The organism is Kitasatospora sp. NPDC101176, from assembly GCF_044768035.1.
Classification (GTDB): Bacteria; Actinomycetota; Actinomycetes; order Streptomycetales; family Streptomycetaceae; genus Kitasatospora.
This window is the reverse complement of record NZ_JBIWPA010000026.1, coordinates 86,754-105,136: the sequence shown is the minus strand read 5'-3', so window position 1 is coordinate 105,136 and position 18,383 is coordinate 86,754. Positions and strand designations below refer to the sequence as shown.

At 75.3% G+C, this 18,383-nt stretch carries 21 protein-coding genes; 14 read left to right on the top strand and 7 right to left on the bottom strand.

Going from position 1 to position 18,383, the window contains the following annotated elements; genetic code table 11:
* Positions 1 to 124: 124 nt before the first annotated feature.
* Positions 125 to 514 (bottom strand): carboxymuconolactone decarboxylase family protein, encoded by a 390-nt coding sequence (locus ACIRS1_RS29000; RefSeq protein WP_402844849.1) that lies wholly within the window; start codon positions 512 to 514, stop codon positions 125 to 127.
* Positions 515 to 718: 204 nt separating this feature from the next.
* Between ACIRS1_RS29000 and ACIRS1_RS28995 the strand changes: the two genes are divergently transcribed.
* The 5 genes from ACIRS1_RS28995 to ACIRS1_RS28975 all read left to right on the top strand — a co-directional run bounded on the left by ACIRS1_RS28995 (position 719) and on the right by ACIRS1_RS28975 (position 5,695).
* Positions 719 to 1,618, top strand: a complete 900-nt coding sequence (locus ACIRS1_RS28995) for a LysR substrate-binding domain-containing protein (protein ID WP_360219034.1) — start codon at positions 719 to 721, stop codon at positions 1,616 to 1,618.
* Positions 1,619 to 1,712: 94 nt separating this feature from the next.
* Entirely contained in the window at positions 1,713 to 2,948 is a 1,236-nt protein-coding gene (locus ACIRS1_RS28990; protein ID WP_402844850.1) for a hypothetical protein, read from the top strand.
* A 90-nt stretch (positions 2,949 to 3,038) separates the two neighbouring features.
* Positions 3,039 to 3,770: a leucine-rich repeat domain-containing protein gene (locus ACIRS1_RS28985; RefSeq protein WP_402844852.1), complete on the top strand. Its 732-nt coding sequence runs from the start codon at positions 3,039 to 3,041 to the stop codon at positions 3,768 to 3,770.
* 220 nt (positions 3,771 to 3,990) lie between these two features.
* The gene (gene thrS / locus ACIRS1_RS28980; protein ID WP_402844853.1) at positions 3,991 to 5,220 is read left to right on the top strand and encodes a threonine--tRNA ligase; all 1,230 of its coding nucleotides are present in this window, start codon (positions 3,991 to 3,993) and stop codon (positions 5,218 to 5,220) included.
* Positions 5,221 to 5,440: 220 nt separating this feature from the next.
* A complete protein-coding gene (locus ACIRS1_RS28975; protein ID WP_360219022.1) occupies positions 5,441 to 5,695 on the top strand; it encodes a hypothetical protein in 255 nt (84 codons plus the stop codon).
* Between the two features lie 55 nt (positions 5,696 to 5,750).
* Here the strand turns inward: ACIRS1_RS28975 and ACIRS1_RS28970 are convergent, their stop codons facing one another.
* Entirely contained in the window at positions 5,751 to 6,161 is a 411-nt protein-coding gene (locus ACIRS1_RS28970) for a VOC family protein (RefSeq protein WP_402844855.1), read from the bottom strand.
* 119 nt (positions 6,162 to 6,280) lie between these two features.
* Here ACIRS1_RS28970 and ACIRS1_RS28965 point away from each other — a divergent pair, with 119 nt between their 5' ends.
* Positions 6,281 to 6,790 (top strand): MarR family winged helix-turn-helix transcriptional regulator, encoded by a 510-nt coding sequence (locus ACIRS1_RS28965; protein ID WP_402844857.1) that lies wholly within the window; start codon positions 6,281 to 6,283, stop codon positions 6,788 to 6,790.
* 56 nt (positions 6,791 to 6,846) lie between these two features.
* Here the strand turns inward: ACIRS1_RS28965 and ACIRS1_RS28960 are convergent, their stop codons facing one another.
* Complete coding sequence (locus tag ACIRS1_RS28960; RefSeq protein WP_402844913.1) at positions 6,847 to 7,512, bottom strand: C40 family peptidase; 666 nt, start codon at positions 7,510 to 7,512, stop codon at positions 6,847 to 6,849.
* 223 nt (positions 7,513 to 7,735) lie between these two features.
* Between ACIRS1_RS28960 and ACIRS1_RS28955 the strand changes: the two genes are divergently transcribed.
* Entirely contained in the window at positions 7,736 to 8,140 is a 405-nt protein-coding gene (locus tag ACIRS1_RS28955) for a RidA family protein (RefSeq protein ID WP_402844859.1), read from the top strand.
* A 16-nt stretch (positions 8,141 to 8,156) separates the two neighbouring features.
* On the opposite strand, the gene ACIRS1_RS28950 is transcribed toward ACIRS1_RS28955, so the two are convergent.
* A complete protein-coding gene (locus ACIRS1_RS28950; RefSeq protein ID WP_360223285.1) occupies positions 8,157 to 8,666 on the bottom strand; it encodes a nuclear transport factor 2 family protein in 510 nt (169 codons plus the stop codon).
* 205 nt (positions 8,667 to 8,871) lie between these two features.
* On the opposite strand from ACIRS1_RS28950, the gene ACIRS1_RS28945 reads away from it, so the two are divergent.
* Positions 8,872 to 9,894: a LysR substrate-binding domain-containing protein gene (locus ACIRS1_RS28945; RefSeq protein ID WP_402844861.1), complete on the top strand. Its 1,023-nt coding sequence runs from the start codon at positions 8,872 to 8,874 to the stop codon at positions 9,892 to 9,894.
* Positions 9,895 to 10,080: 186 nt separating this feature from the next.
* On the opposite strand, the gene ACIRS1_RS28940 is transcribed toward ACIRS1_RS28945, so the two are convergent.
* Positions 10,081 to 10,569 carry an SRPBCC family protein gene (locus tag ACIRS1_RS28940; protein WP_402844863.1) on the bottom strand — a complete coding sequence of 163 codons (489 nt, stop codon included), beginning with the start codon at positions 10,567 to 10,569 and terminating at the stop codon, positions 10,081 to 10,083.
* Entirely contained in the window at positions 10,566 to 11,027 is a 462-nt protein-coding gene (locus tag ACIRS1_RS28935; protein WP_402844865.1) for an ArsR/SmtB family transcription factor, read from the bottom strand. Before ACIRS1_RS28935 ends, ACIRS1_RS28940 begins: the two co-directional genes overlap by 4 nt.
* Positions 11,028 to 11,371: 344 nt before the next feature.
* Between ACIRS1_RS28935 and ACIRS1_RS28930 the strand changes: the two genes are divergently transcribed.
* The 3 genes from ACIRS1_RS28930 to ACIRS1_RS28920 all read left to right on the top strand — a co-directional run bounded on the left by ACIRS1_RS28930 (position 11,372) and on the right by ACIRS1_RS28920 (position 14,200).
* The gene (locus tag ACIRS1_RS28930) at positions 11,372 to 12,103 is read left to right on the top strand and encodes a ScbR family autoregulator-binding transcription factor (RefSeq protein WP_360223297.1); all 732 of its coding nucleotides are present in this window, start codon (positions 11,372 to 11,374) and stop codon (positions 12,101 to 12,103) included.
* A 407-nt stretch (positions 12,104 to 12,510) separates the two neighbouring features.
* Positions 12,511 to 13,377 (top strand): AfsR/SARP family transcriptional regulator, encoded by an 867-nt coding sequence (locus ACIRS1_RS28925; protein WP_363365654.1) that lies wholly within the window; start codon positions 12,511 to 12,513, stop codon positions 13,375 to 13,377.
* A 97-nt stretch (positions 13,378 to 13,474) separates the two neighbouring features.
* Complete coding sequence (locus ACIRS1_RS28920; protein WP_402844867.1) at positions 13,475 to 14,200, top strand: TetR family transcriptional regulator; 726 nt, start codon at positions 13,475 to 13,477, stop codon at positions 14,198 to 14,200.
* A gap of 97 nt (positions 14,201 to 14,297) precedes the next feature.
* On the opposite strand, the gene ACIRS1_RS28915 is transcribed toward ACIRS1_RS28920, so the two are convergent.
* Positions 14,298 to 15,080 (bottom strand): MBL fold metallo-hydrolase, encoded by a 783-nt coding sequence (locus ACIRS1_RS28915; protein ID WP_402844869.1) that lies wholly within the window; start codon positions 15,078 to 15,080, stop codon positions 14,298 to 14,300.
* A gap of 90 nt (positions 15,081 to 15,170) precedes the next feature.
* On the opposite strand from ACIRS1_RS28915, the gene ACIRS1_RS28910 reads away from it, so the two are divergent.
* From ACIRS1_RS28910 to ligA, 3 genes are all read left to right on the top strand, one after another.
* Positions 15,171 to 15,779, top strand: a complete 609-nt coding sequence (locus ACIRS1_RS28910; RefSeq protein WP_402844871.1) for a CGNR zinc finger domain-containing protein — start codon at positions 15,171 to 15,173, stop codon at positions 15,777 to 15,779.
* 49 nt (positions 15,780 to 15,828) lie between these two features.
* Complete coding sequence (locus ACIRS1_RS28905) at positions 15,829 to 16,014, top strand: hypothetical protein (protein ID WP_402844872.1); 186 nt, start codon at positions 15,829 to 15,831, stop codon at positions 16,012 to 16,014.
* A 278-nt stretch (positions 16,015 to 16,292) separates the two neighbouring features.
* On the top strand, positions 16,293 to 18,368 hold the full coding sequence (gene ligA, locus ACIRS1_RS28900; RefSeq protein WP_402844874.1) for an NAD-dependent DNA ligase LigA: 2,076 nt from the start codon (positions 16,293 to 16,295) through the stop codon (positions 18,366 to 18,368).
* Positions 18,369 to 18,383: the final 15 nt, after the last annotated feature.

Below are 18,383 nucleotides of genomic sequence, written 5' to 3'. Positions count from 1 at the left end.
CAGCCGGGGCGCCTCTGCCGCCACCACCGCGGCGGCACCCTTACCACCACCACCGCAACGACACCTCCAGCAGCACCACCGCGGCGGCCCCGTGCGCCGGTGCCGCCGCGTGCGGCAGGAGGTGTCAGTGCACCGACCCGGTCGACTGCCCGGCGGCGGTCGCGTGCCGGTCGTAGAGCTTCATCGCCTGCAGTCCGTGGGCCAGCGATCCGCCGGCGCGGACGGCCCCGGCGACGAAGACGACCTCGGCCAGCTCCTCGGCGGTGACGCCGTGCCTCAGGGCCTGGCCGGTGTGGACGTCGAGGCAGTACGAGCACTGGGTGGTCAACGCCACGGCGATCGCGACGAGCTCGCGGTACCGGCGCGGCACGGCACCGTCCGTGCGGTCGACGGCGCCCTGGAAGGACTGCCAGGCGGCGAACTCCGCGGGGGCCAACCGGCCGACCTGGCGGGCCCGCTGGAGGTCGGACGGGTCCTGGTAGCCGTGGTCGTGCGAGTGGCTGACGGGTTCCATGCGGGTCACCTCTGAGAACCGGGCGGGACCTGCTCCCGCCGTACGGGACCAGCTCAGCAGCGGGCCCGGCGCCCCGTCCAAGACCGTTTCGATACCGCCCGGACCGATCCGATACCGCCCGGACCGATCCGATACCAGCCGGGCCGACCGATGCGGGCCGGACCGCTCCGTGACGAGTCGGACGGCTCCGATACGGTGTACGGCATGGACCTCCGCCGCCTGCGCTACTTCGTCGCCGTGGCCGAGGAACGGCACTTCGGCCGGGCGGCCGCCCGGCTGCACATGTCCCAGCCGCCGCTCAGCCAGCGCATCCGCGAACTGGAGCGGGAGCTGGACTGCCGGCTGCTGGAGCGTTCCGCGCAGGGCGTGCTCCTCACCGAGGCCGGTGCCGTGCTGCTGGCCGAGGCCCGCGAGCTGCTGGCGGCGGCCGACCGCACCCGGGAGCGGGTGAGCCGGACCGGCCGGCGGCGCACGCTCAGGGTGGGCACGGTCGCCGGCGCCGGACTGGAACTCGGCCCGCGGGCGGCCGAGCACTTCCGCCGCACGCACCCCGAGGCGGAGGTGCGGCTATGCGAGTCGGAGCTCAGCGACCCGACCGCCGGACTGCGGGCCGGCCGCGTCGACATCGCCCTGACCAGGCTCCCGTTCGACACCGCGGACCTCTCGCTCCAGCCGCTGGGGGAGGAGCCCCTGGTCGCCGCCGTACCCGCGGGCGATCCCCTGGCGGAGCACGCCGAGTTGCGGGTGGGCTCGCTGCGGGCGCGGCCCTGGATCCGGCTGCCCGAGACCGCCGACCCGGACTGGCGCGGCTACTGGCTCGGAGCGGCGGCGGGCCCGCTGCCGGGGCCCGGCTCGGCGGCGGACCGGGAACCGTCCGGTCCGGTGGTGCGCTCGGTGGCGGAGTGCCTGCACGCCGTCGTCTGGCAGGGCGCGGTCGGCATCCTGCCGGCCGGAGCGACCCACCGCCACGTCACCGAGGGCGTGGCCTACGTGCCGCTGGCCGACTACCCGCCGAGCCGCGTGGTGCTCGCCTGGCGGGAGGGCGCGGCCGACCCCGCCGTGCCCGCCTTCGTCGCGGCGGTGGTGGCGGCCGCCGCGCACTGACCGCCCGCCCCGCCGGGCAGGTCCGGGTACCCCCCCTCGTGCCGGACCGGGCACCCCCCTCGTGTCGGACCGCGCCCGGGCGTACGCTGCCGCGGTGGATGACGTTCGCTTCCGGGGTGGGGACCTCACGTTCGCGTGGCGCCGGCTGTGGCTGCCGGCGGGTCTGATCGGCGTGCAGACCGTGATCGCGACGATGCGCAACGGCGCGGAGGGGCTGGGGTGGACGGCCGCCGCGCTCGCGGTGGTGATCCCGGCGTCGGTCCTGCTGCTGAAGCGGTGCTGGACGGAGGCCGGGGAGGACGGCATCAGGATCTACCGGGGGCTGGGCCGGGTGCACGGCTACCCCTGGGGGGAGGTCCGCTGGATAGCGGTGCGCCACCAGAGCGGTGGCGGGGGCGAGATGACCTCGGTCCGGATCACCCTGGTGGACGGCCGCCGCCGGACCCTGCCGGGCCTCCAGGAGAGCACCCTCTACCCGCGGCCCGGGTTCGACGCCGACCTCGCCCGGCTCAGGGCGAGTTGGGAGCGGCACGTCGACCCGTCGTTCCGGCTCGGCCCGCCGCCGCGCGAGCCGCTGCGCCGCCGGTTGCGCGGCGTGCTGCCGGGCGTCGCGCTGCTGGTCTGCGCGCTGGTGATGCTGCCGTTCGGCGTCGTCCGGCTGCTCCACGGGCTGGACGACGCCCACCGCTACGACGCCGCGCCGCGCTGCACGGTGGCGCGCCCCGCCGATGCGGCGGGGCGCTGCCTGGCGGTGGAGGTACGGGTGGTGCGCGCGATCGAGCCGGCCGCGGACGGCTCCTCCACCACGGCCGTGACGGTGGGCCGGGACTGGGACGGCGCGGGCGAGGTACTCCGCCTCGGTGAGCTGCCGGAGGGCCTGCGGGGCCTGCACACCGGCGACGAGGTGCGGGTGACCACCGCGCTCGACGGGTCCACCGTCACCGAGCTCGCCTCCGGCGCCACCAGCGTCCCGACCGTCGACTCCCCGCACCGGGCGGTCGCCCAGGCCGAGGCGGGGCTGGTCTTCGCGGCCGCCGGGACCGCGCTGTTCGGGCTCTGGTGCGTCGCCGTCCGGCGCGCCCCGCGCGGCCGGTACCCGTGGTGGGCGCCGCTGGGCGCGGTGAGCCTGCTGCCGGTGGCGGTGATCGGCACCCGGGCGGACACCGCCGCGCTGCCGCTGGAGCCCCGGTCCTACTGGCCGGCCGTCGTGACGCTGCTGCTCGGTCTCGCCGTCGGCCACGCGGTGGTGCTCCGAGGCCGCGCGGCCCGCCGTCGCCGGGCCGTGCCGGTGGCCGCGCCCGAACCGGGCCGGGCGGGTGCCGTCCGCTGATCGTCCGCTGACCGGGCGGTGTCGCCGAGCGGCCGGCTCCGGGCCGGTGCCGCCTCGCCCCGGTCGGCGGAGCGCAGCGGGGGAGGGAGAATGGCCGACGTGACGGACACGACGCTCAACCTCTGGCGGCAGCCGCTCGACGAGGTGCCCGCCGGGGTGTGGGACCGGACCGAGCTGACGGTGCTCATCCTCGCCGACACCGGCCTGACCGAACTGCCGCCCGGGATCGGGAGGTTGCAGCGGCTGCGGACACTCGACCTCGGGCACAACCGGCTCGCCGCGGTGCCCGCCGAACTGGGCGGGCTCACCGGTCTGCGGGACTTCCTCTACCTGCACGACAACGAGCTGACCGCGCTCCCCGAGGCCCTCGGCCGGCTCACCGCGTTGCGCTACCTCAACGTGGGGGAGAACCGGCTGGCCGAACTCCCCTCCACCATCGGTGACATGGTCTCCCTGGTCGAGCTGCGTGCCCAGCAGAACCGGCTGACCACCCTGCCCGCACGCCTCGGCGGCCTGCCCGCGCTGCGCGAACTCTGGTTGCGCGACAACGCGTTGAGCGAGCTGCCGGGCACCTTCGCCGGGCTCGGTGAGCTGCGGGAGCTCGAGCTGCGGGAGAACGCCTTCACCGAGGTCCCGCCGGCTCTGGCCGGGCTGCCGCTGCTGCGCCGGCTCGACCTGCGCGGCAACCGGATCACCGAACTGCCCGACTGGCTGGCCGAACTGCCCGCGCTGGAGAAGCTGGACCTGCGGTGGAACGACGTGCGGCCGTCGCCGGAGCTGCGCGCGGCGCTCGGCGCGCGCGGCTGCGTGCTGCTGCACTGAGCCGGGCGGTCCGGCGGCCTGCGGGGAAAACGGATCACCGCTGCGGCCGGGGCCTGTTACCGTGGATCGCATGAAGCGCGCTGCACTCGCCACGACGACGCCGGAGAGAGTCCCGGCGCGCTGACTGCTGACCTAGTCCGAAGCCCCGGGGCCGAGTGCCCCGGGGCTTCGCCGTTCCCGGCACACTCGCCCGCCCCGACCGAGTGGAGGGAGACCACCCGTGAACGACCACCGCAAGCTCGGCCGCGAGCTCGACCTGTTCGACACCGACCCGTTGATGGGGTCCGGCCTGCCGTACTGGCTGCCCGACGGCGCCGCGATCCGGCACACCCTGGAGGAGTTCATCCGCGGGCGCGAGCGGCGGGCCGGCTACAGGCACGTCTACTCGCCGGCGCTCGGGAAACGCGAGTTGTACGAGATCTCCGGCCACTGGGCGCACTACCGGGAGGACATGTTCCCGCCGATGGAGCTGGGGTCGGAGCAGGTGGTGCTGCGGCCGAGCCTCTGCCCGCACCACGCGCTGATCTTCCGTTCCCGCCCGCACAGCTACCGTGAACTCCCGCTGCGGATAGCAGAGTTGGGAGACATGTACCGGGCCGAGCTGTCCGGGGTGCTGGGCGGGCTGAGCAGGGTTCGGGCGATCCGGCTGAACGACGCGCACGTCTTCTGCACCCCGGAGCAGGCCGCCGACGAGGCCGTCGCGGCGTTGGAGCTGATCCGCGAGGCGCACCGGGCGCTCGGCGTCCGGCCGGTCCGCTACCGGCTCTCCCTGCCCGGCGGGGGCGGCAAGTACGTGGCGGACCCGGCACTCTGGGAACGGGCGACCGCGCTGCTGACCGGCGTCCTGGAGCGTTCCGGCGTACCGTTCGAGGCGGTGGAGGGCGAGGCCGCGTTCTACGGGCCCAAGATCGACGTGCAGATCGCCGACGGCGCCGGGCGCGAGTCCACCCTCTCCACCGTGCAGGTCGACTTCCACCAGCCCGAGCGGTTCGGCCTGCACTACACCGGCCCGGACGGCGCCAGGCACCGCCCGGTGATGGTCCACCGCAGCGTGATCGGCAGCATCGAGCGGCTGGTCGCCCACCTGATCGAGCTGTACGGCGGCGCCTTCCCGGCCTGGCTGGCCCCGACCCAGGTGGTGCTGCTGCCGGTCTCGGAGGCCGAACTGCCGCAGGCCGCGCGGCTCCGGCAGCGCTGCCTCGACCTGGGGCTGCGCGCCGAGGTCGCGGGCCCCGAGCACGGCACCCTCGGTGCGCGGATCCGGTCGGCACGGCTGGCCCCGTACCAGGCGGTGGTCGGGGCCGGGGAGGCCGCGGACGGGCGGGTCGCCCTGCGGCTGCGGGGCGGCCGGCGGCTCGACCCGTTGCCGGCGGAGGAGGCCTGGGCCCGGATCGGCGCGCTCGTGGCGGCGTGCAGTGCGGAGCTGTGGCCGAACGGTGCGGGCCGCTGAGCCGCCGGCGGGCGGTGGTCCGGCAGCGGTGGGCATGACTGCCGTGGTGGGCATGACTGGTGGCCATACGTACGACTAGTGCGGTGCGCGGTGTGTCGGACCGGCCGGGGGCGGTGGCCGCCCGTCGAATGGGCGCGGGCGGCCGGGTCCACGGCCGCCGTCGTCCCCGCCGTCCCCCGGTCCGGACCGCTCCGGGCCGTTCCCGGAGGTTCCCATGCGCATGCCGCGTAGTCTCGCCGCCCCGGCGCTCGCCGGCTGTCTCGCCCTCGCCGGCGCCGTCGGCGCCCCGGCCGCCCAGGCGGCCTCGACCGTGCACCGCCCGCTGCCCGTACCGGACGTCCAGTACTGCGCCGCAGTCCTCGGGCACGTTCCCGGCGCCGACGGGCGCGCACCGCTGCTCGGCCGGGCCTGTGCGCCGGACTCCCGGTCCGACGCGCTCGGCGCCGCCGTCCGGACCGTGGCGCGGGACCGCTGACCCGTCCGGTGCCCCGGGCGGGCCGCGCGCCGACCCGTCCGGGGCGCCGCCGGCGTCAGTACGACTGCAGCTCGATCAGGTGTCCGTCCGGGTCCCGCAGGTGGGCGCTGCGGAGGTTCGGGCCCCACTCGGGGCGGTCGGTCGGGCCGACGACCGGGGTGCCGCCGTGGCGCAGGCAGAGGGTGAAGGCCTCGTCCACGTCGGGCACCCGGAGGGCGAGCATCGCGGCGTCCTGGGCGGGGGCGGCGGGCCGGGCGGGCAGGCCGCTGGTGCCGAGGGTGGCGGCCATCGCGGCGCGGTCGAAGAGCACCAGGACGGCCTGGTCGTCGACGTCCCAGTTGGCGTACGGGCCGTCGGGCGTGCCCTTGACCAGGGTGGCACCGGTGAGCGGTGGCAGGACGGCGCGGTAGAAGCGGAAGCACTCGGCGAAGCCGGTCACGAGCAGGCGGGGGTACAGGGCGTCCACGGTCGAAGCTCCCGGGCTCGGTGGTGGTCGGTCGGGGATCGGCGGGTCAGGAATCGATGGGCCGAGGGGATGATTAGTGGGTCGCCACCCACTATAGGGACTCACCCTAGACTTGCGCCATGACCCCCGAACCGCTCCCCGCTCCGGCACCGCTCGCCGCCCCCGGACCGCCTCCCGCTCCCGACCTGCCGCCCATGCTGCGGGACCTCGACAGCTACCTGCTCTCCCGGATCGGGCGCACCGCGCGGGCCCGCCTGGCCGAGCGGCTCGCCGGACGCGGGCTGCGGCTCTGGGACATGGCCGTGCTCGCCGCCCTCGCCGACTTCGGCCCGCAGGCCCAGCGCGACCTGGTCCGGCGGCTAGGCGTCGACCCGAGCGACCTGGCCAAGGTCGCCGACCAGCTGGCCGCCGCCGGGTACGTCGAGCGGGCCCGGGACCAGACGGACCGGCGGCGGGTGACGGTCTCCGTCACCGGGGCGGGGCGGGAGCTGCTCGCGGAACTGGACGCCGAGGCGCGCGCGGTGCAGGGCGAGGTGCTGGCGCCGCTGGACGAGTCGGAGCGGCAGACGCTGCACGGCCTGCTGCTGCGCGTCCACGAGGGGCTGGGCGGCGCGGGCAGCGGGCTGTAGGGCCGGCTGCCCGCGCCGCCCGGCGGCCGGGGCCCGGACCCCGGCCGCCGGGCGGGTCAGGCGGTGGGGCCGGGTCGGCGGGCGCCGGCGAACTCGCCCGCCCAGCGCGGGACGTCGAGGACGTTCTCGACCCGGGCGATCAGGGTCCCGGTGCGTTCCGCGTGGATCATCGCGCCGCCGCCCGCGTGGATCCCGACGTGGTGCAGCGGTGCGTCGGGGCGGGAGAAGAACAGCAGGTCCCCCGGGGCGAGGTCGGCGCGCTCCACCGGGGCGCTGCGGTGGAACTGGGCGACGGTGTAGTGCCCCAGCTCGACCGTGCCGTCGCTGGCCCGGAACCAGCAGTACAGCGACAGGCCGCTGCAGTCGAAACCGACCGTGCTCTCCCCGAGGCACTTGCCGTCGAGGTAGCCGTTCTCGTCGTCGCAGAAGCCGAGGCTCGCGCCCAGGCGGTCGCCGCCGCCCCAGGCATAGGGCACGCCGATCTGGGCGGCGGCCACCTCGGCGACCCTGCGGCCCAGCGCGGCGGCGTCGCGGGGCGCTTCCACGCGGGGCGTACGGCCGGGTTGGGCCGCCGCCTCCGTCGCGAGCGCCGGGACGAGGCCGGCGCCCAGGGCCAGGCCCAGCACGCGGCGCCGGCCGACGCCGGCGGGCTCCTCGCGGTCGCGGTCGGGTCGTGGTGCCCCCGCGGGCGAACCGGGCTCCTCGGGTGCTCGGGGTTCCATCGCTGACTCCCTGCTCTCGTCGGCCGATCGGGCGGCGGATGCGCGACGCCCCGGACCAGACCAGGATTCCGCTTCGCCGAGTTGACCCGCCATCACCCGCAGCGGTGAACCGTGGACGCACGGGCCCCGCAGTGGCGGGAAATCCGCTGGTAAATCGATTGACGGTCATTCGGGAGGCGCCAACGATGGGCGCGAACGTTCGGTCGCGACCTCGGGAGTCCAGATGAGCAGCCCCGTCACACTGATGCGTCACCCGCGCCTCACCCCCGTCGTCGACTACGCCTACGCGGCGGTCGTCGACGCCCCGGTCCGTACGCTCTGGCTCGCCGGCGCCTGCCCCCTGGACGAGGAGGGGCGGACGGTGGCGGTGGGGGACTACGAGGGGCAGGCCCACCAGGTGATGCGCAACCTGATAGCCGTCCTGGAGGAGGCCGGCGCCGGGCTCACGGACGTCGCCCGGACGACGGTGTACGTCGCTTCGGCCGACCAGGCCGACTTGGTGAAGGTCTGGGACGTCTACCGCGCCTACCTGGGCGAGCACGACGCCCCCAGCACACTGCTGGGCGTCACCGTGCTCGGCTACGACGACCAGCTGGTGGAGGTGGAGGCCGTGGCGGTGCTGCCCTGACCGGTGCAGCGGGGCCTCAGCCGCCGAAGATCGCCTTCGGCTCGCCGGTCAGCCAGACGTTCTCGATCCGGACACGGTGCATCAGCCAGCGGTCGCCGTCGCGGAGCAGCTCGACGTCGTAGCGGTTCTTCAGCAGTGCGTGCGTGGCCGGGTCGGCGGTCAGCAGGTGCTGTGCTTCGACGAGGGCGGTGAGCCGGGCCCGGTCGCCGTCCACGGTGATCCGCGGGTTGGTGACCTGGTGGGTGGTGTTCACCCGTCCGGTGAACATGCTCAGGATCGTGTCGACGATCGGCTCCCGGCCGACCATCAGGGGCGGCTCGGCGCCCCAGGCGGCGGCCGCGGGGCGGAAGTCGAGTTCGGCGTCGGTGGTGAAGGAGGAGGCGAAGAGGTCGCGGTCCTTGAGGTCCTGGCCGAGGGCGAAGCGGAGCAGCGCGTCCAGGATCTCGGTGCGGTCGCGGAGTTCGGCGGTGACGGCGGCGAGGTCGGCGGCGGGGGCGGTGAGCGCGCGGCCGGTGGTGACGAACATGGGAACTCCTGTGGGGGTGAGCGGCCTTGGCGGGCCTCGGCGGACGGCTCCACTCTCCCCCGGGGGCGGTGGGGTGATCAACGGCGGTCCGTGCAACGATCGTGAAGGGAGACTGAACGATGAGCGGTGCTTCACGATGAAGCGCGGCTGCTGACGCCGGCGGCTGGGCGACGGGCGGTGCGTGCCGCGGCGAACGGGGGCGGGGATGCCGGAGCGGCACGAGATCGAGACCTTCCTGGTGCTGTCGGAGGAGCTGCACTTCGGGCGGACGGCCGAGCGGCTGCACGTCTCGACCGCGCGGGTCAGCCAGACCGTGCGGAAGCTCGAACGCCGGGTGGGTGCACCGCTGTTCGCCCGGACGAGCCGCCGGGTCGAGCCGACGGCGATCGGCCGGCAGCTGGCGGAGGAGCTGGGGCCGGCGTGGCGGGCGGTCGGCGCGGCCGTCCAGCGCGCCACCGACGCGGCGCACGGGCAGGCCGGGGAGCTGCGGGTGGCCTATGCAGAGCCGGCCGCCGGCCAGCTGCTGTTCGGGGTCGCCGAGCTCTTCCGCGCGCGGCTGGCGAGGTGGGAGGTGGTGCTGCGTGAGGCGCCGCTGCTGCAGCGGCTCGACCTGTTGCGGGCGGGTGAGGTGGATCTCGTGTTCGCGGAGTTCCCGCTGCTGTCACCGGAGTTGGTGATGGGGCCGGTGCTGGTCAGCGAACCCCGGATGCTCGCCGTTCCGGCGGGGCACCGGTTGGCCGAGGCGGCCTCGGTGGCGCCCGAGGACCTGCTCGGGGTCCCGTTCGTCCGGCTGCCCGCGGACCTGCCGGAGTCCTTCCGGGCGGACCGGGGACCCGGGTCCGTGCTGGGCGGCGGCGCACCGGGCGACCTGTCATCGGGTGGCGGGCCGTCGGACGCTGCGCCGGGTGGCGGGCCGTCGGGCTCGGTTGCCCCGCGTGGTGCTCCGGCTCCTCGACCGTCCGTCGGGGAGGCGTCCGCGCTCGGGCCGGTGGGCGGCACGCTGAACGAGGTGCTGATGCTGGTCGGGGCCGGGCTCGGGGTGTTCCCGGTCGGAGCGCAGACCCGGCGCTACCACGCCCGCCCGGACGTGGTGTACCGGCCGTTGGCCGGTGCGGCGCCGGTGGAGTGGGGCCTGCTCTGGCACCGTGACCGCTCCACCGCCGCCGGCCGGGCCTTCGTCCGCGCGGCCCAGGAGCTGCTGGGCGCGGGGGAGCCGGACCAGCTGTGACGCCGGGCGGTGCCGCCGGCCCGTGACAGCGGGTGACGCCGGCTGGCTGTGGAGGGCGGCGTGGGCAGCAGTGGGCGGCGGCCGAGCGCGATGCGGGCCGCCGCCCGGACGGGTCGGGCCTCTGCGGAGGTGTCAGGAGGAGGCGTTGGGGTGAGGCGTCAGGGGTGAGGCGTCAGGGGTGAGGTGTCAGGAGGAGGCGAGCAGGGCGTCCAGCTTCCGGTAGCCCTCGACCACGCCGTGCTCCATGCCGCTGGCCAGGATGGCGTCGCGGGCGGTGAGGCTGTCGACCACGGAGAGCACGGTGACGCGGGTACGGCCCTCGCCCGCGGGTTCGAAGACGGCGGTGTCCAGCGAGACGCCGTCCGGCACGCCCTCGAAGGTGAAGGTCTGGACGAGCCGGCTCGCCGGTCGGACTTCGTGGAAGGAGCCGTAGAAGGCGGCGACCTGCTGCCCCTCGCGGTGCATGGAGTAGCGGTAGTGGCCGCCGGTGCGCCCCTCCCAGGCGTCGATCTTCATGTCGAGGTCCTGGGGGCCGAGCCACTGGGTGGCCAGCTCGGGCTCGATCCAGGCGCGGAACACCCTCTCCTGCGGGGCGTCGAACTCGCGGACGATCCGGATGGTCGGCAGTGCCGGGTCCGCGTCGATCCGGGTCTCGTGGCCGGTGGCGGAGGTCATGACGGGTCTCCTTCGTGTTGCGCGGGTCGGCCGTCCCGTGCGGGCCGGTCGCTCCCTCCGGTGTGCTCGGAGTGTTCTGTCCGTTCTGTCTGTTCTGCGTGCTGCTTCCGGTCGGGGCGGGGCCCGGGGGTCTCGTCGTCGGCCATGGCCGCGAGGACGGCGTCCAGGCGGCCGAAGCGCTCCTCCGCCTGGCGGCGGTACCGCTCGATCCAGCTCGTCATCAGGTCGAACACCTGCGGCTCCAGGTGGCACGGCCGTCGCTGCGCGTCCCGGCTGCGGCTCACCAGTCCGGCCTCCTCGAGCACCTTGAGGTGCTTGGAGACGGCCTGCATGGACATCGCGTAGGACTCGGCCAGCTCGCCGACGGTGGCGTCCCGGACCGAGAGCCGGGCGACGATGTCGCGCCTGGTCGGATCGGCCAGGGCGACGAACGCCCGGGACAGCTGGTCGACGGCCACCACGCACCTCTGTTCTTCCGCAACCGATTGGTTGAGGACAACGATACCCCCGGGCTCCGGGCTATTCAACCTTTCGGTTGCGGACGAGGCTGTCGTCGCCGAACGGGAGATTGGAATACCGATCGTTCGGTTTTGTCGGTGGCGAAGGACGCTGGTGCGGCTGCCGTTTCCGGGTGCCCGGTGAAGGCTTCGCGTCTCCTGTGGAATGACCGGGGGAGGCAGGTGGGGGAGAAGGAGCCTTTGGGGTGATTCCCGGACTTCGTCTTGTCGCTCTCGGGCCACCGGTAGCTAAGATACGGGGTGTTTGGTTTTGTTTTCCGGAGCTCTGGGCGGGGTGGTTGCGGGTGGTACGGCAGGAGCGGGCGCTCCGGACGCGTCGGCTGATCCTCGAGGCGGCGGCGTCGGTCTTCGACGAGTTCGGCTACGAGGGCGCCACCATCGGCGAGGTGGTCTCGCGGGCCGGGGTGACGCGCGGCGCGGTGTACTTCCATTTCGCTTCCAAGCGGGATCTCGCCCAGGGTGTCGTGGAGGAGCAGTTCGTCCAGGACGGTGTGCCCGAACGGGTCTGCAAACTGCAGGAGTTCGTGGACACCGGGATGGTGGTGGCCTATCTGATGCCGCGTGACCCGCTGCTCAGTGCGGGGGCCCGGCTCTCGCTCGGCCAGGACGTCTTCGACGATCTCGGCGGAGGGGCGATCCCCGGGTGGATCGGACGCCTGGAGGCGCTGCTGACCGCCGCCGGGGAGCGCGGCGAGCTGCTGCCGCACATCGTGCCGGCCGACACGGCCTGGCTGGTCACGGCTGCCTGGACGGGCGTGCAGATCCAGTCGCAGAAGCTGTCCGGGCGGGCGGACCTGGAGCAGCGGGTGGCCGGGCTGTTCCAGCACCTGATGCCGAGCATCGCGGTGCCGGGCGTGCTCGGCTCGCTGCAGATGGGGCCGGACCGCGGCGCCCGGGTGGTCGCGGAGGTGGCCGCCGCCCGGGCGGCCGAGGAGGCCGGCGCAGACCCGGGCGCGGACCCGGCCGAGGAGCGCTCCGGGGTCGGGGCGGTCGTCGACGAGGTCGGCGTCCGGTGAGCTGAAGTCCATGGTGGCGCAGCCCGGTTGACCTCGGTGGGCGTCCTCCCCGCCCGCCGCGGCGCGCCGGGTCGTGCGGGGGCGGCGGGCGCGCGGGGGCGGTCGCGCGGGGGCGGCCCGATCGGTCCGGATGAAGACGTGGCGGTGCGGGACCCGAGAGGTCCGGCGCCGCCTTCGGCACGTCCGCGGCCGGTCGCTCCGGGTGTCACAGCCGTGACGCTCGGTCGATCCGGCTCGCCGTCCAGCCCCGGGCCACCCATTCCACAGAAACAAACAGCGCGTTCGGTTTTGTATTGACAAACCGCGCGTCCTGTTTTTGACTGGTGACAGTCGCCCTAGGGGTGTCGACCCGGGTGCCGGCCGCGGCGGACAGGCCTGCGGCGTTCCGTGTGATTGGGGTGGTCATCGTGGAAATTCGGGTGCTCGGGGCGCTGGACGTCCGGGTGTGCGGGGTCTCGGTGGTGCCGTCGGCACCGAAGCCGCGTCAGGTGCTGGGGTTGCTGGCCCTGCGGGCCGACCAGGTGGTGCCGGCAAGGGCGTTGGCCGACGAGCTGTGGTCCGGGCGACCGCCGCGCAGCGCGCGCACCACCGTCCAGACGTACGTGCTCCAGCTGCGCGACATGATCGACCGCGCGCTCGGGCAGGTGGGCGCGGCGGCCGGGGTCTCCTGCGCCAAGGACGTGCTGGTGACCTCGCCCGGCGGCTACATGCTCAACAGTGGCGGCGGGATGACGGACGTCCGGGAGTTCGAGCGCCTGGCCGGCATGGGCTACCGCGCCATGGACGGCGAGGACCACCCGCTGGCCGCCCGGATGCTCGCCGAGGCGCTCGGCCTGTGGCGCGGGGCGGCCTTCGCCGACGTCCCGGCCGGCGGTCAGCTGGGGGTGGAGGCGAAGCGGTTGGAGGAGACCCGGCTCTGTGCGCTGGACCAGCGGATCGAGGCGGACCTGCGGCTGGGCCGGCACCGGGTGCTGCTCGCCGAACTGACCGTACTGGTGGACCGCTACCGCACCCACGAGAGCCTGCACGGCCAGTACATGATCGCCCTGCACCGCTCCGGCCGGCGCGGCGAGGCGCTGGAGGCCTACCAGCGCCTGCGCAACACCCTGGTAAGGGAGTTGGGCATGGAGCCGTCGATCGGCCTGCGGCGGCTGCAGCGCTCGATCCTGATGACCGGGCCGGAGCGCCCGGAGCGTGAGGCGGCCGCGCCCGCCAGGGCGGAGGCGGCGGCCGGGTCGGAGCCGGCCGCCGCCCGGCTCAGTCGGGTCGGCTGAGGCTCCGCGGAGTTCGTCGCCGAAGGCGTTGCGGCACCGGGCGTCCCGCCCGGGCGAGGTCGGAACCTGCTGGTCGCTGTGAGGGGTTGTGGGTCGGGTGGTGCAGGAGAGGTCGGAACGGACGCGCGGACGGCTGGTGGAGGCGGGGGCGGAGCTGTTCGACCGTCACGGCTACGCCGGTGCGACGCTCGGCGAGATCGCCGGGGCCGCGGGGGTGACCAAGGGGGCGCTCTACTTCCACTTCGCGTCCAAGGACGAGTTGGCCAGAGCGGTGTTCCAGCAGGCCGAGTGCTCCCTGCGCAGTGCCTGCCGCGCGCTGCGCGCGACCGCCTCCCCGCTCCAGACCTTGATCGACTCGGGCTACTGGCTGGTCGACGCCCTGGGCTCGGACGCGGTGGTGCGCGCCGCGTTCCGTCTCGGCCGCGAGGGCGGTGGCTGGCAGTCCGGCCCGGCGGCCCCGGGCGCGGCCGCCGTCGGTGCGGCTGGCCCCGGTGGGGCCGCCTCCGGTGTCGCCGCCACCGGCACCACCGCCCCGGTCGAGGGGGTGCCGGGCTTCCACGGCATCTGGGCCGGCGTCGTCCGCGAACTGCTCGTCGGGGCGCGCCGCGCCGGTGAACTGCGCGACCGGCCGGGCGTCCTGGGGCCGGAGACCCTCGTGGTGGCGGCCGCCTGCGGCCTGGAGGTGGTCTTCGGCGACGGCGGCGCCGACGAGGAGCGCGCCCGCCGGGTCGGCGCCCTGTGGGAGTGGCTGCTGCCCTGCCTCGTCCCCCCGGGCGGGTCGGGCGCCTACCGGACCAGGCCGCGGGCGCCGCTGCCCGCCTGAGCCCGGCCGGGGTGCGGGCCGCGGCACCCGGCGGGCCGACGGGCCCGTCCCCCGCCCCCCGGCCCGTCACCCCGTCCCGCCCCCCGGGCGGGGCCGGTCACGCCGTGTGCAGGCGGTCCGCCAGGCCGGCGGCGGTGAACGCGGCCACCAGGTCGTCCCGGCCCTCGGTGAAGTGGGCCCAGCTGTCGTGGTGGACCGGGACCACCCGGCGGGCGCCCAGGATCCGGGCGGCCTCGGCCGCCTGCTTGCTGTCCAGGACGAGGGGCTCGCCGTCGAAGAGGACGGGGAAGCGGGGCGCCCCGGCGAAGAGGACCGCGGTGTCCACGGGGGCGAACCGTTCGGCGATCTCCCGGACGGCGTCGAGCGAGGCGTTGTCGCCGCTGACGTAGACGGTGGGCAGCCCCTCGCCGGTCAGGACGAAGCCGACGACCTGCCCGGTGACGGCCTCCACGTCCGCGCGGGCCCCCGGTCCGTGCAGGGCGGGTGCGGCGGTCACCGTGACGGTGCCGCCGCCGGGGCGGTCCAGGGTGACCGACTCCCAGTCGGCCAGGCCCCTCGCGGTGCCCCCGAGGCGCCGGCCGCCGCCGGGGGTGGTGAGGGTGAGCGGCACGTCGGCGAGCAGTGCCCGGCCGGAGTGGTCGAGGTTGTCGGCGTGCTCGTCGTGGGAGAGCAGGACCACGTCGACGCGGCCGGCGTCGGCGGGGCCGCCGGCGGCCGGGGCGGTCTTGGTCAGGACCGGGCCGCCCGGGCGCTGGTAGTCGCCCGGGGCGTCGAAGGTCGGGTCGGTGAGGAAGCGCAGGCCGCCGTACTCGAAGAGGGCGGTCGGGCCGCCGAAGAGGCGGACGGGGAACTGCTCGACGGTCGGGTCGGAAGAAGCCATGGCGAAGCACACCTCACGGATGGGAGTGGTTTATCCGTGAGAAACCGTAGCGGGCTCTCACGGATGGGCGCAACCGATACCATGAGATCCATGAGGGAGACCCAGACCGACGAAGCCGCCGTGCCACCCGCGCCGGGGGAGGAGCAGCACCCCTCCCTCGCCCTGGTCAACAGCTCCGTCACGGTGCCCGGCGGCTACGTCCTGGACCGCCTCGCCACCCCCGCGGGGACGAACCGGTGGCTCCTCGAACACGCCCTCGCCCCGGCCGACGCCGGCCTGCAGGACATGTGCGCGGGCCTGGTGCGCGCGATGCGCGAGCAGGTCAGGGCGCTGTTCGCGGCCAGAGTCGCCGGACTGCCCGCGCTCCCCGCCGCCCTGTCCGCCGTCAACGACGCCCTGATCCGGCTGCCCACGGCCCGGCTGCTCTGCTGGGACGAGGAGACCGGCCCCTACCGGGCGGCCCCGCACCCCACCGCCGCGATCGTCGAACACGCCCTCGCGGCCCTCGCCGCCGACGCCGCCGACCTGCTGACCGGCCCCGACGCCGATCGCCTCACCGCCTGCGGCTCCACCCCCTGCACCCGCTACCTGCTCCGGCACGGACGCCGCCACTGGTGCTCCACCCGCTGCGGCGACCGGGCCCGCGCGGCCCGCGCCTACGCCCGGCGCACCCGCCCCGAACAGGACTGGCTTCCGTGAGGACGGCCTACCCGCGCTGCAGCGCATCGACGGCTACCTCGGCGGCTCGATGCTGATCAGCGTCGAGGACGAACGCGGAGCGGTGGGCGGGTTGTTCGCCGACCGGGCCGCTCTGGTCGCCTCGCGCGGGGCCGCCGCCGCGACCCGGGCCCGGGGGACGGCGTCCGGCGGGCTGACCCTGCGTTCGCTGCAGGAGTTCGAGACCGTGCTGCTGGACCTCCCGCAGTCGCGCTGAGCGCCCCGCCGTCGCCTCCGGCCGGTGCTCCCCGGTCCTGGACCGTCCCCGACCGTCCCCGTCCGCTCGACCACGACCACGACCACGACCACGACCACGACCGTGCCCGAGCCGGGCCCGGCCGCACCGGAACGCCCGCCGGCGCACCGGCCGCCGCCGGAACCGCGCCGACACGCCCGTTCACCTGGGACGCAGCCGCACCCGCGGGCGCGGTGCGCGGCCGTCCGCCGCGGGGCGGGCGCAGGCCGAATGTCAGTGCGGGTCGCCATGATGTCGGTATGAAGGACGCAGCCACCACGGCTTCCCCCGCCGCCCTCGCCTCCCCGCAGGCCTACGCCGACGCCGTCGCCACCGCCGTGCGCGCCGCCGCCGCGTACTACGACGACGGCTCCACGCCGCTCGGCGACGACGAGTACGACGCCCTGGTACGGGCGATCGAGGCCTACGAGGACGCGCACCCCGCCGAGGCGCTGGCCGAGTCGCCGACCGGCAAGGTCGCCGGCGGCGCGGTCGTCGGCGACGTCCCGCACAGCGCCCCGATGCTCTCCCTCGACAACGTGTTCTCGGCCGAGGAGCTGGAGGCCTGGGCGGCAGGGCTGGAGCGCCGGCTCGGCCGTCCGGTCGCAGCCTGGTGCGTCGAGCCGAAGCTGGACGGCCTCGCCGTCGCCGCCCGCTACCGCGCCGGCCGGCTCACCCAGGTGCTCACCCGCGGTGACGGCCTGGCCGGCGAGGACATCACCGCCGCCGCCGACGCCGTGCTCGGCCTGCCGGCGCGGCTCACCGAGCCGCTGGACGTCGAGCTGCGCGGCGAGGTGCTGCTCACCCACGAGCAGTTCGAGCAGGCCAACGCCGTCCGCACCGCGCACGGCGCGACCCCCTTCGCCCACCCGCGCAGCGGCGCGGCCGGTACCCTGCGCGCCAAGGACCGCCCCTACCGGGTCGAGCTCACCTTCTTCGCCTACGACGCCCTCGGCCTTTCCGGGGCCGACGAACGCTTGGACCACGCCGAGCTGTTGGCCCGGCTGGCCGTCCTCGGCGCCAACACGGCCGCCGCCACCGACGCGGCGCCGCTCCGCTGCGCGACCCTGGCCGAGGCGCAGCAGCGGATCGACGGGATCGCCGCGCTGCGCGCCGCGCTGCCCTTCGGCATCGACGGCGTGGTGGTGAAGGCGGACGCGGTGGCCGACCAGGAGGAGGCCGGCTCCGGCTCCCGGGCCCCGCGCTGGGCGGTGGCCCGCAAGCTGCAGGCCCAGCACAAGGTGACCAGACTGCTCGGGGTGGAGTGGAACGTCGGCCGCACCGGCATCATCGCGCCGCGCGCCGTGCTCGAACCGGTGGTGATCGACGGCGTCACCGTCACCTACGCCACCCTGCACAATCCGGCCGACATCGAACGCCGCGGTCTGATGATCGGGGACGAGGTGTTCGTCTACCGGGCCGGGGACGTCATCCCGCGGGTGGAGGCGCCGCTGGTCGACCAGCGCACCGGCGCCGAGCAGCCGATCGTCTTCCCCGAGGTCTGCCCGCGCTGCGGTGACGCGATCGACACCTCCGAGCAGCGCTGGCGCTGCGTGCGCGGCCGGGCCTGCCAGGTGGTCGCCTCGGTGATCTACGCCGCCGGGCGCGACCAGCTCGACATCGAGGGCCTCGGCGGCACCCGCGCCGTCCAGCTGGTCGAGGCCGGCCTGGTCGCCGACCTCGCCGATCTCTTCACCCTCACCCGGGGCGAGCTGCTGACCCTGGAGCGGATGGGCGACACCAGCGCCGACAAGCTCCTCGCCGCCATCGAGACGGCTCGCAGCCGCCCGCTGAACCGGGTGTTCTGCGCGCTCGGCATCCGCGGCACCGGCCGCACCATGTCCCGCCGGATCGCCGCCCACTTCGGCAGCATGGCCGCGATCCGCGCCGCGGACGCCGAGGCGCTGGCCGGCGTGGACGGCATCGGGGTCGAGAAGGCCCGGGTCGTCGTCGCCGAACTCGCCGATCTGGCAGATCTGTTGGACAAGCTCGCGGACCGCGGGGTGGGCACCGAGGTCACCGCTCCGCAGGCACCCTCCCCCGTCGGCGCCGAGGAACCGGCTGCCGAGGACGGTGCAGGCACGGGCCCGCTCGCGGGCGAGGCCGTGGTCGTCACCGGCAGCATGACCGGCCCGCTCGCCACGCTGTCCCGCAACGAGATGAACGAACTCGTCGAACGCGCCGGCGGCAAGGCCTCCTCGTCCGTCTCCAAGCGCACCACCCTGCTGGTGGCGGGCGAGAAGGCCGGTTCCAAGCGGGCCAAGGCGGAGGAGCTCGGCATCCGCATCCTCACCCCCGAGGAGTTCGCCGACCAGGTCGCCCCCTACCTCCCCTGAGCCATCGGCGCCCGA

Coding starts and splice junctions, on each gene's coding strand:
- ACIRS1_RS28955 (WP_402844859.1), top strand. CDS start 7,736: ATGAGCAGCCCCGTCACACTGATGCGTCACCCGCGCCTCACCCCCGTC.
- ACIRS1_RS28940 (WP_402844863.1), bottom strand. CDS start 10,569: ATGACCTCCGCCACCGGCCACGAGACCCGGATCGACGCGGACCCGGCA.
- ligA (WP_402844874.1), top strand. CDS start 16,293: ATGAAGGACGCAGCCACCACGGCTTCCCCCGCCGCCCTCGCCTCCCCG.
- ACIRS1_RS28960 (WP_402844913.1), bottom strand. CDS start 7,512: ATGGAACCCCGAGCACCCGAGGAGCCCGGTTCGCCCGCGGGGGCACCA.
- ACIRS1_RS28910 (WP_402844871.1), top strand. CDS start 15,171: ATGAGGGAGACCCAGACCGACGAAGCCGCCGTGCCACCCGCGCCGGGG.
- ACIRS1_RS29000 (WP_402844849.1), bottom strand. CDS start 514: ATGGAACCCGTCAGCCACTCGCACGACCACGGCTACCAGGACCCGTCC.
- ACIRS1_RS28950 (WP_360223285.1), bottom strand. CDS start 8,666: ATGTTCGTCACCACCGGCCGCGCGCTCACCGCCCCCGCCGCCGACCTC.
- ACIRS1_RS28945 (WP_402844861.1), top strand. CDS start 8,872: ATGCCGGAGCGGCACGAGATCGAGACCTTCCTGGTGCTGTCGGAGGAG.
- ACIRS1_RS28995 (WP_360219034.1), top strand. CDS start 719: ATGGACCTCCGCCGCCTGCGCTACTTCGTCGCCGTGGCCGAGGAACGG.
- ACIRS1_RS28985 (WP_402844852.1), top strand. CDS start 3,039: ATGGCCGACGTGACGGACACGACGCTCAACCTCTGGCGGCAGCCGCTC.
- ACIRS1_RS28975 (WP_360219022.1), top strand. CDS start 5,441: ATGCCGCGTAGTCTCGCCGCCCCGGCGCTCGCCGGCTGTCTCGCCCTC.
- ACIRS1_RS28965 (WP_402844857.1), top strand. CDS start 6,281: ATGACCCCCGAACCGCTCCCCGCTCCGGCACCGCTCGCCGCCCCCGGA.
- ACIRS1_RS28915 (WP_402844869.1), bottom strand. CDS start 15,080: ATGGCTTCTTCCGACCCGACCGTCGAGCAGTTCCCCGTCCGCCTCTTC.
- ACIRS1_RS28905 (WP_402844872.1), top strand. CDS start 15,829: ATGCTGATCAGCGTCGAGGACGAACGCGGAGCGGTGGGCGGGTTGTTC.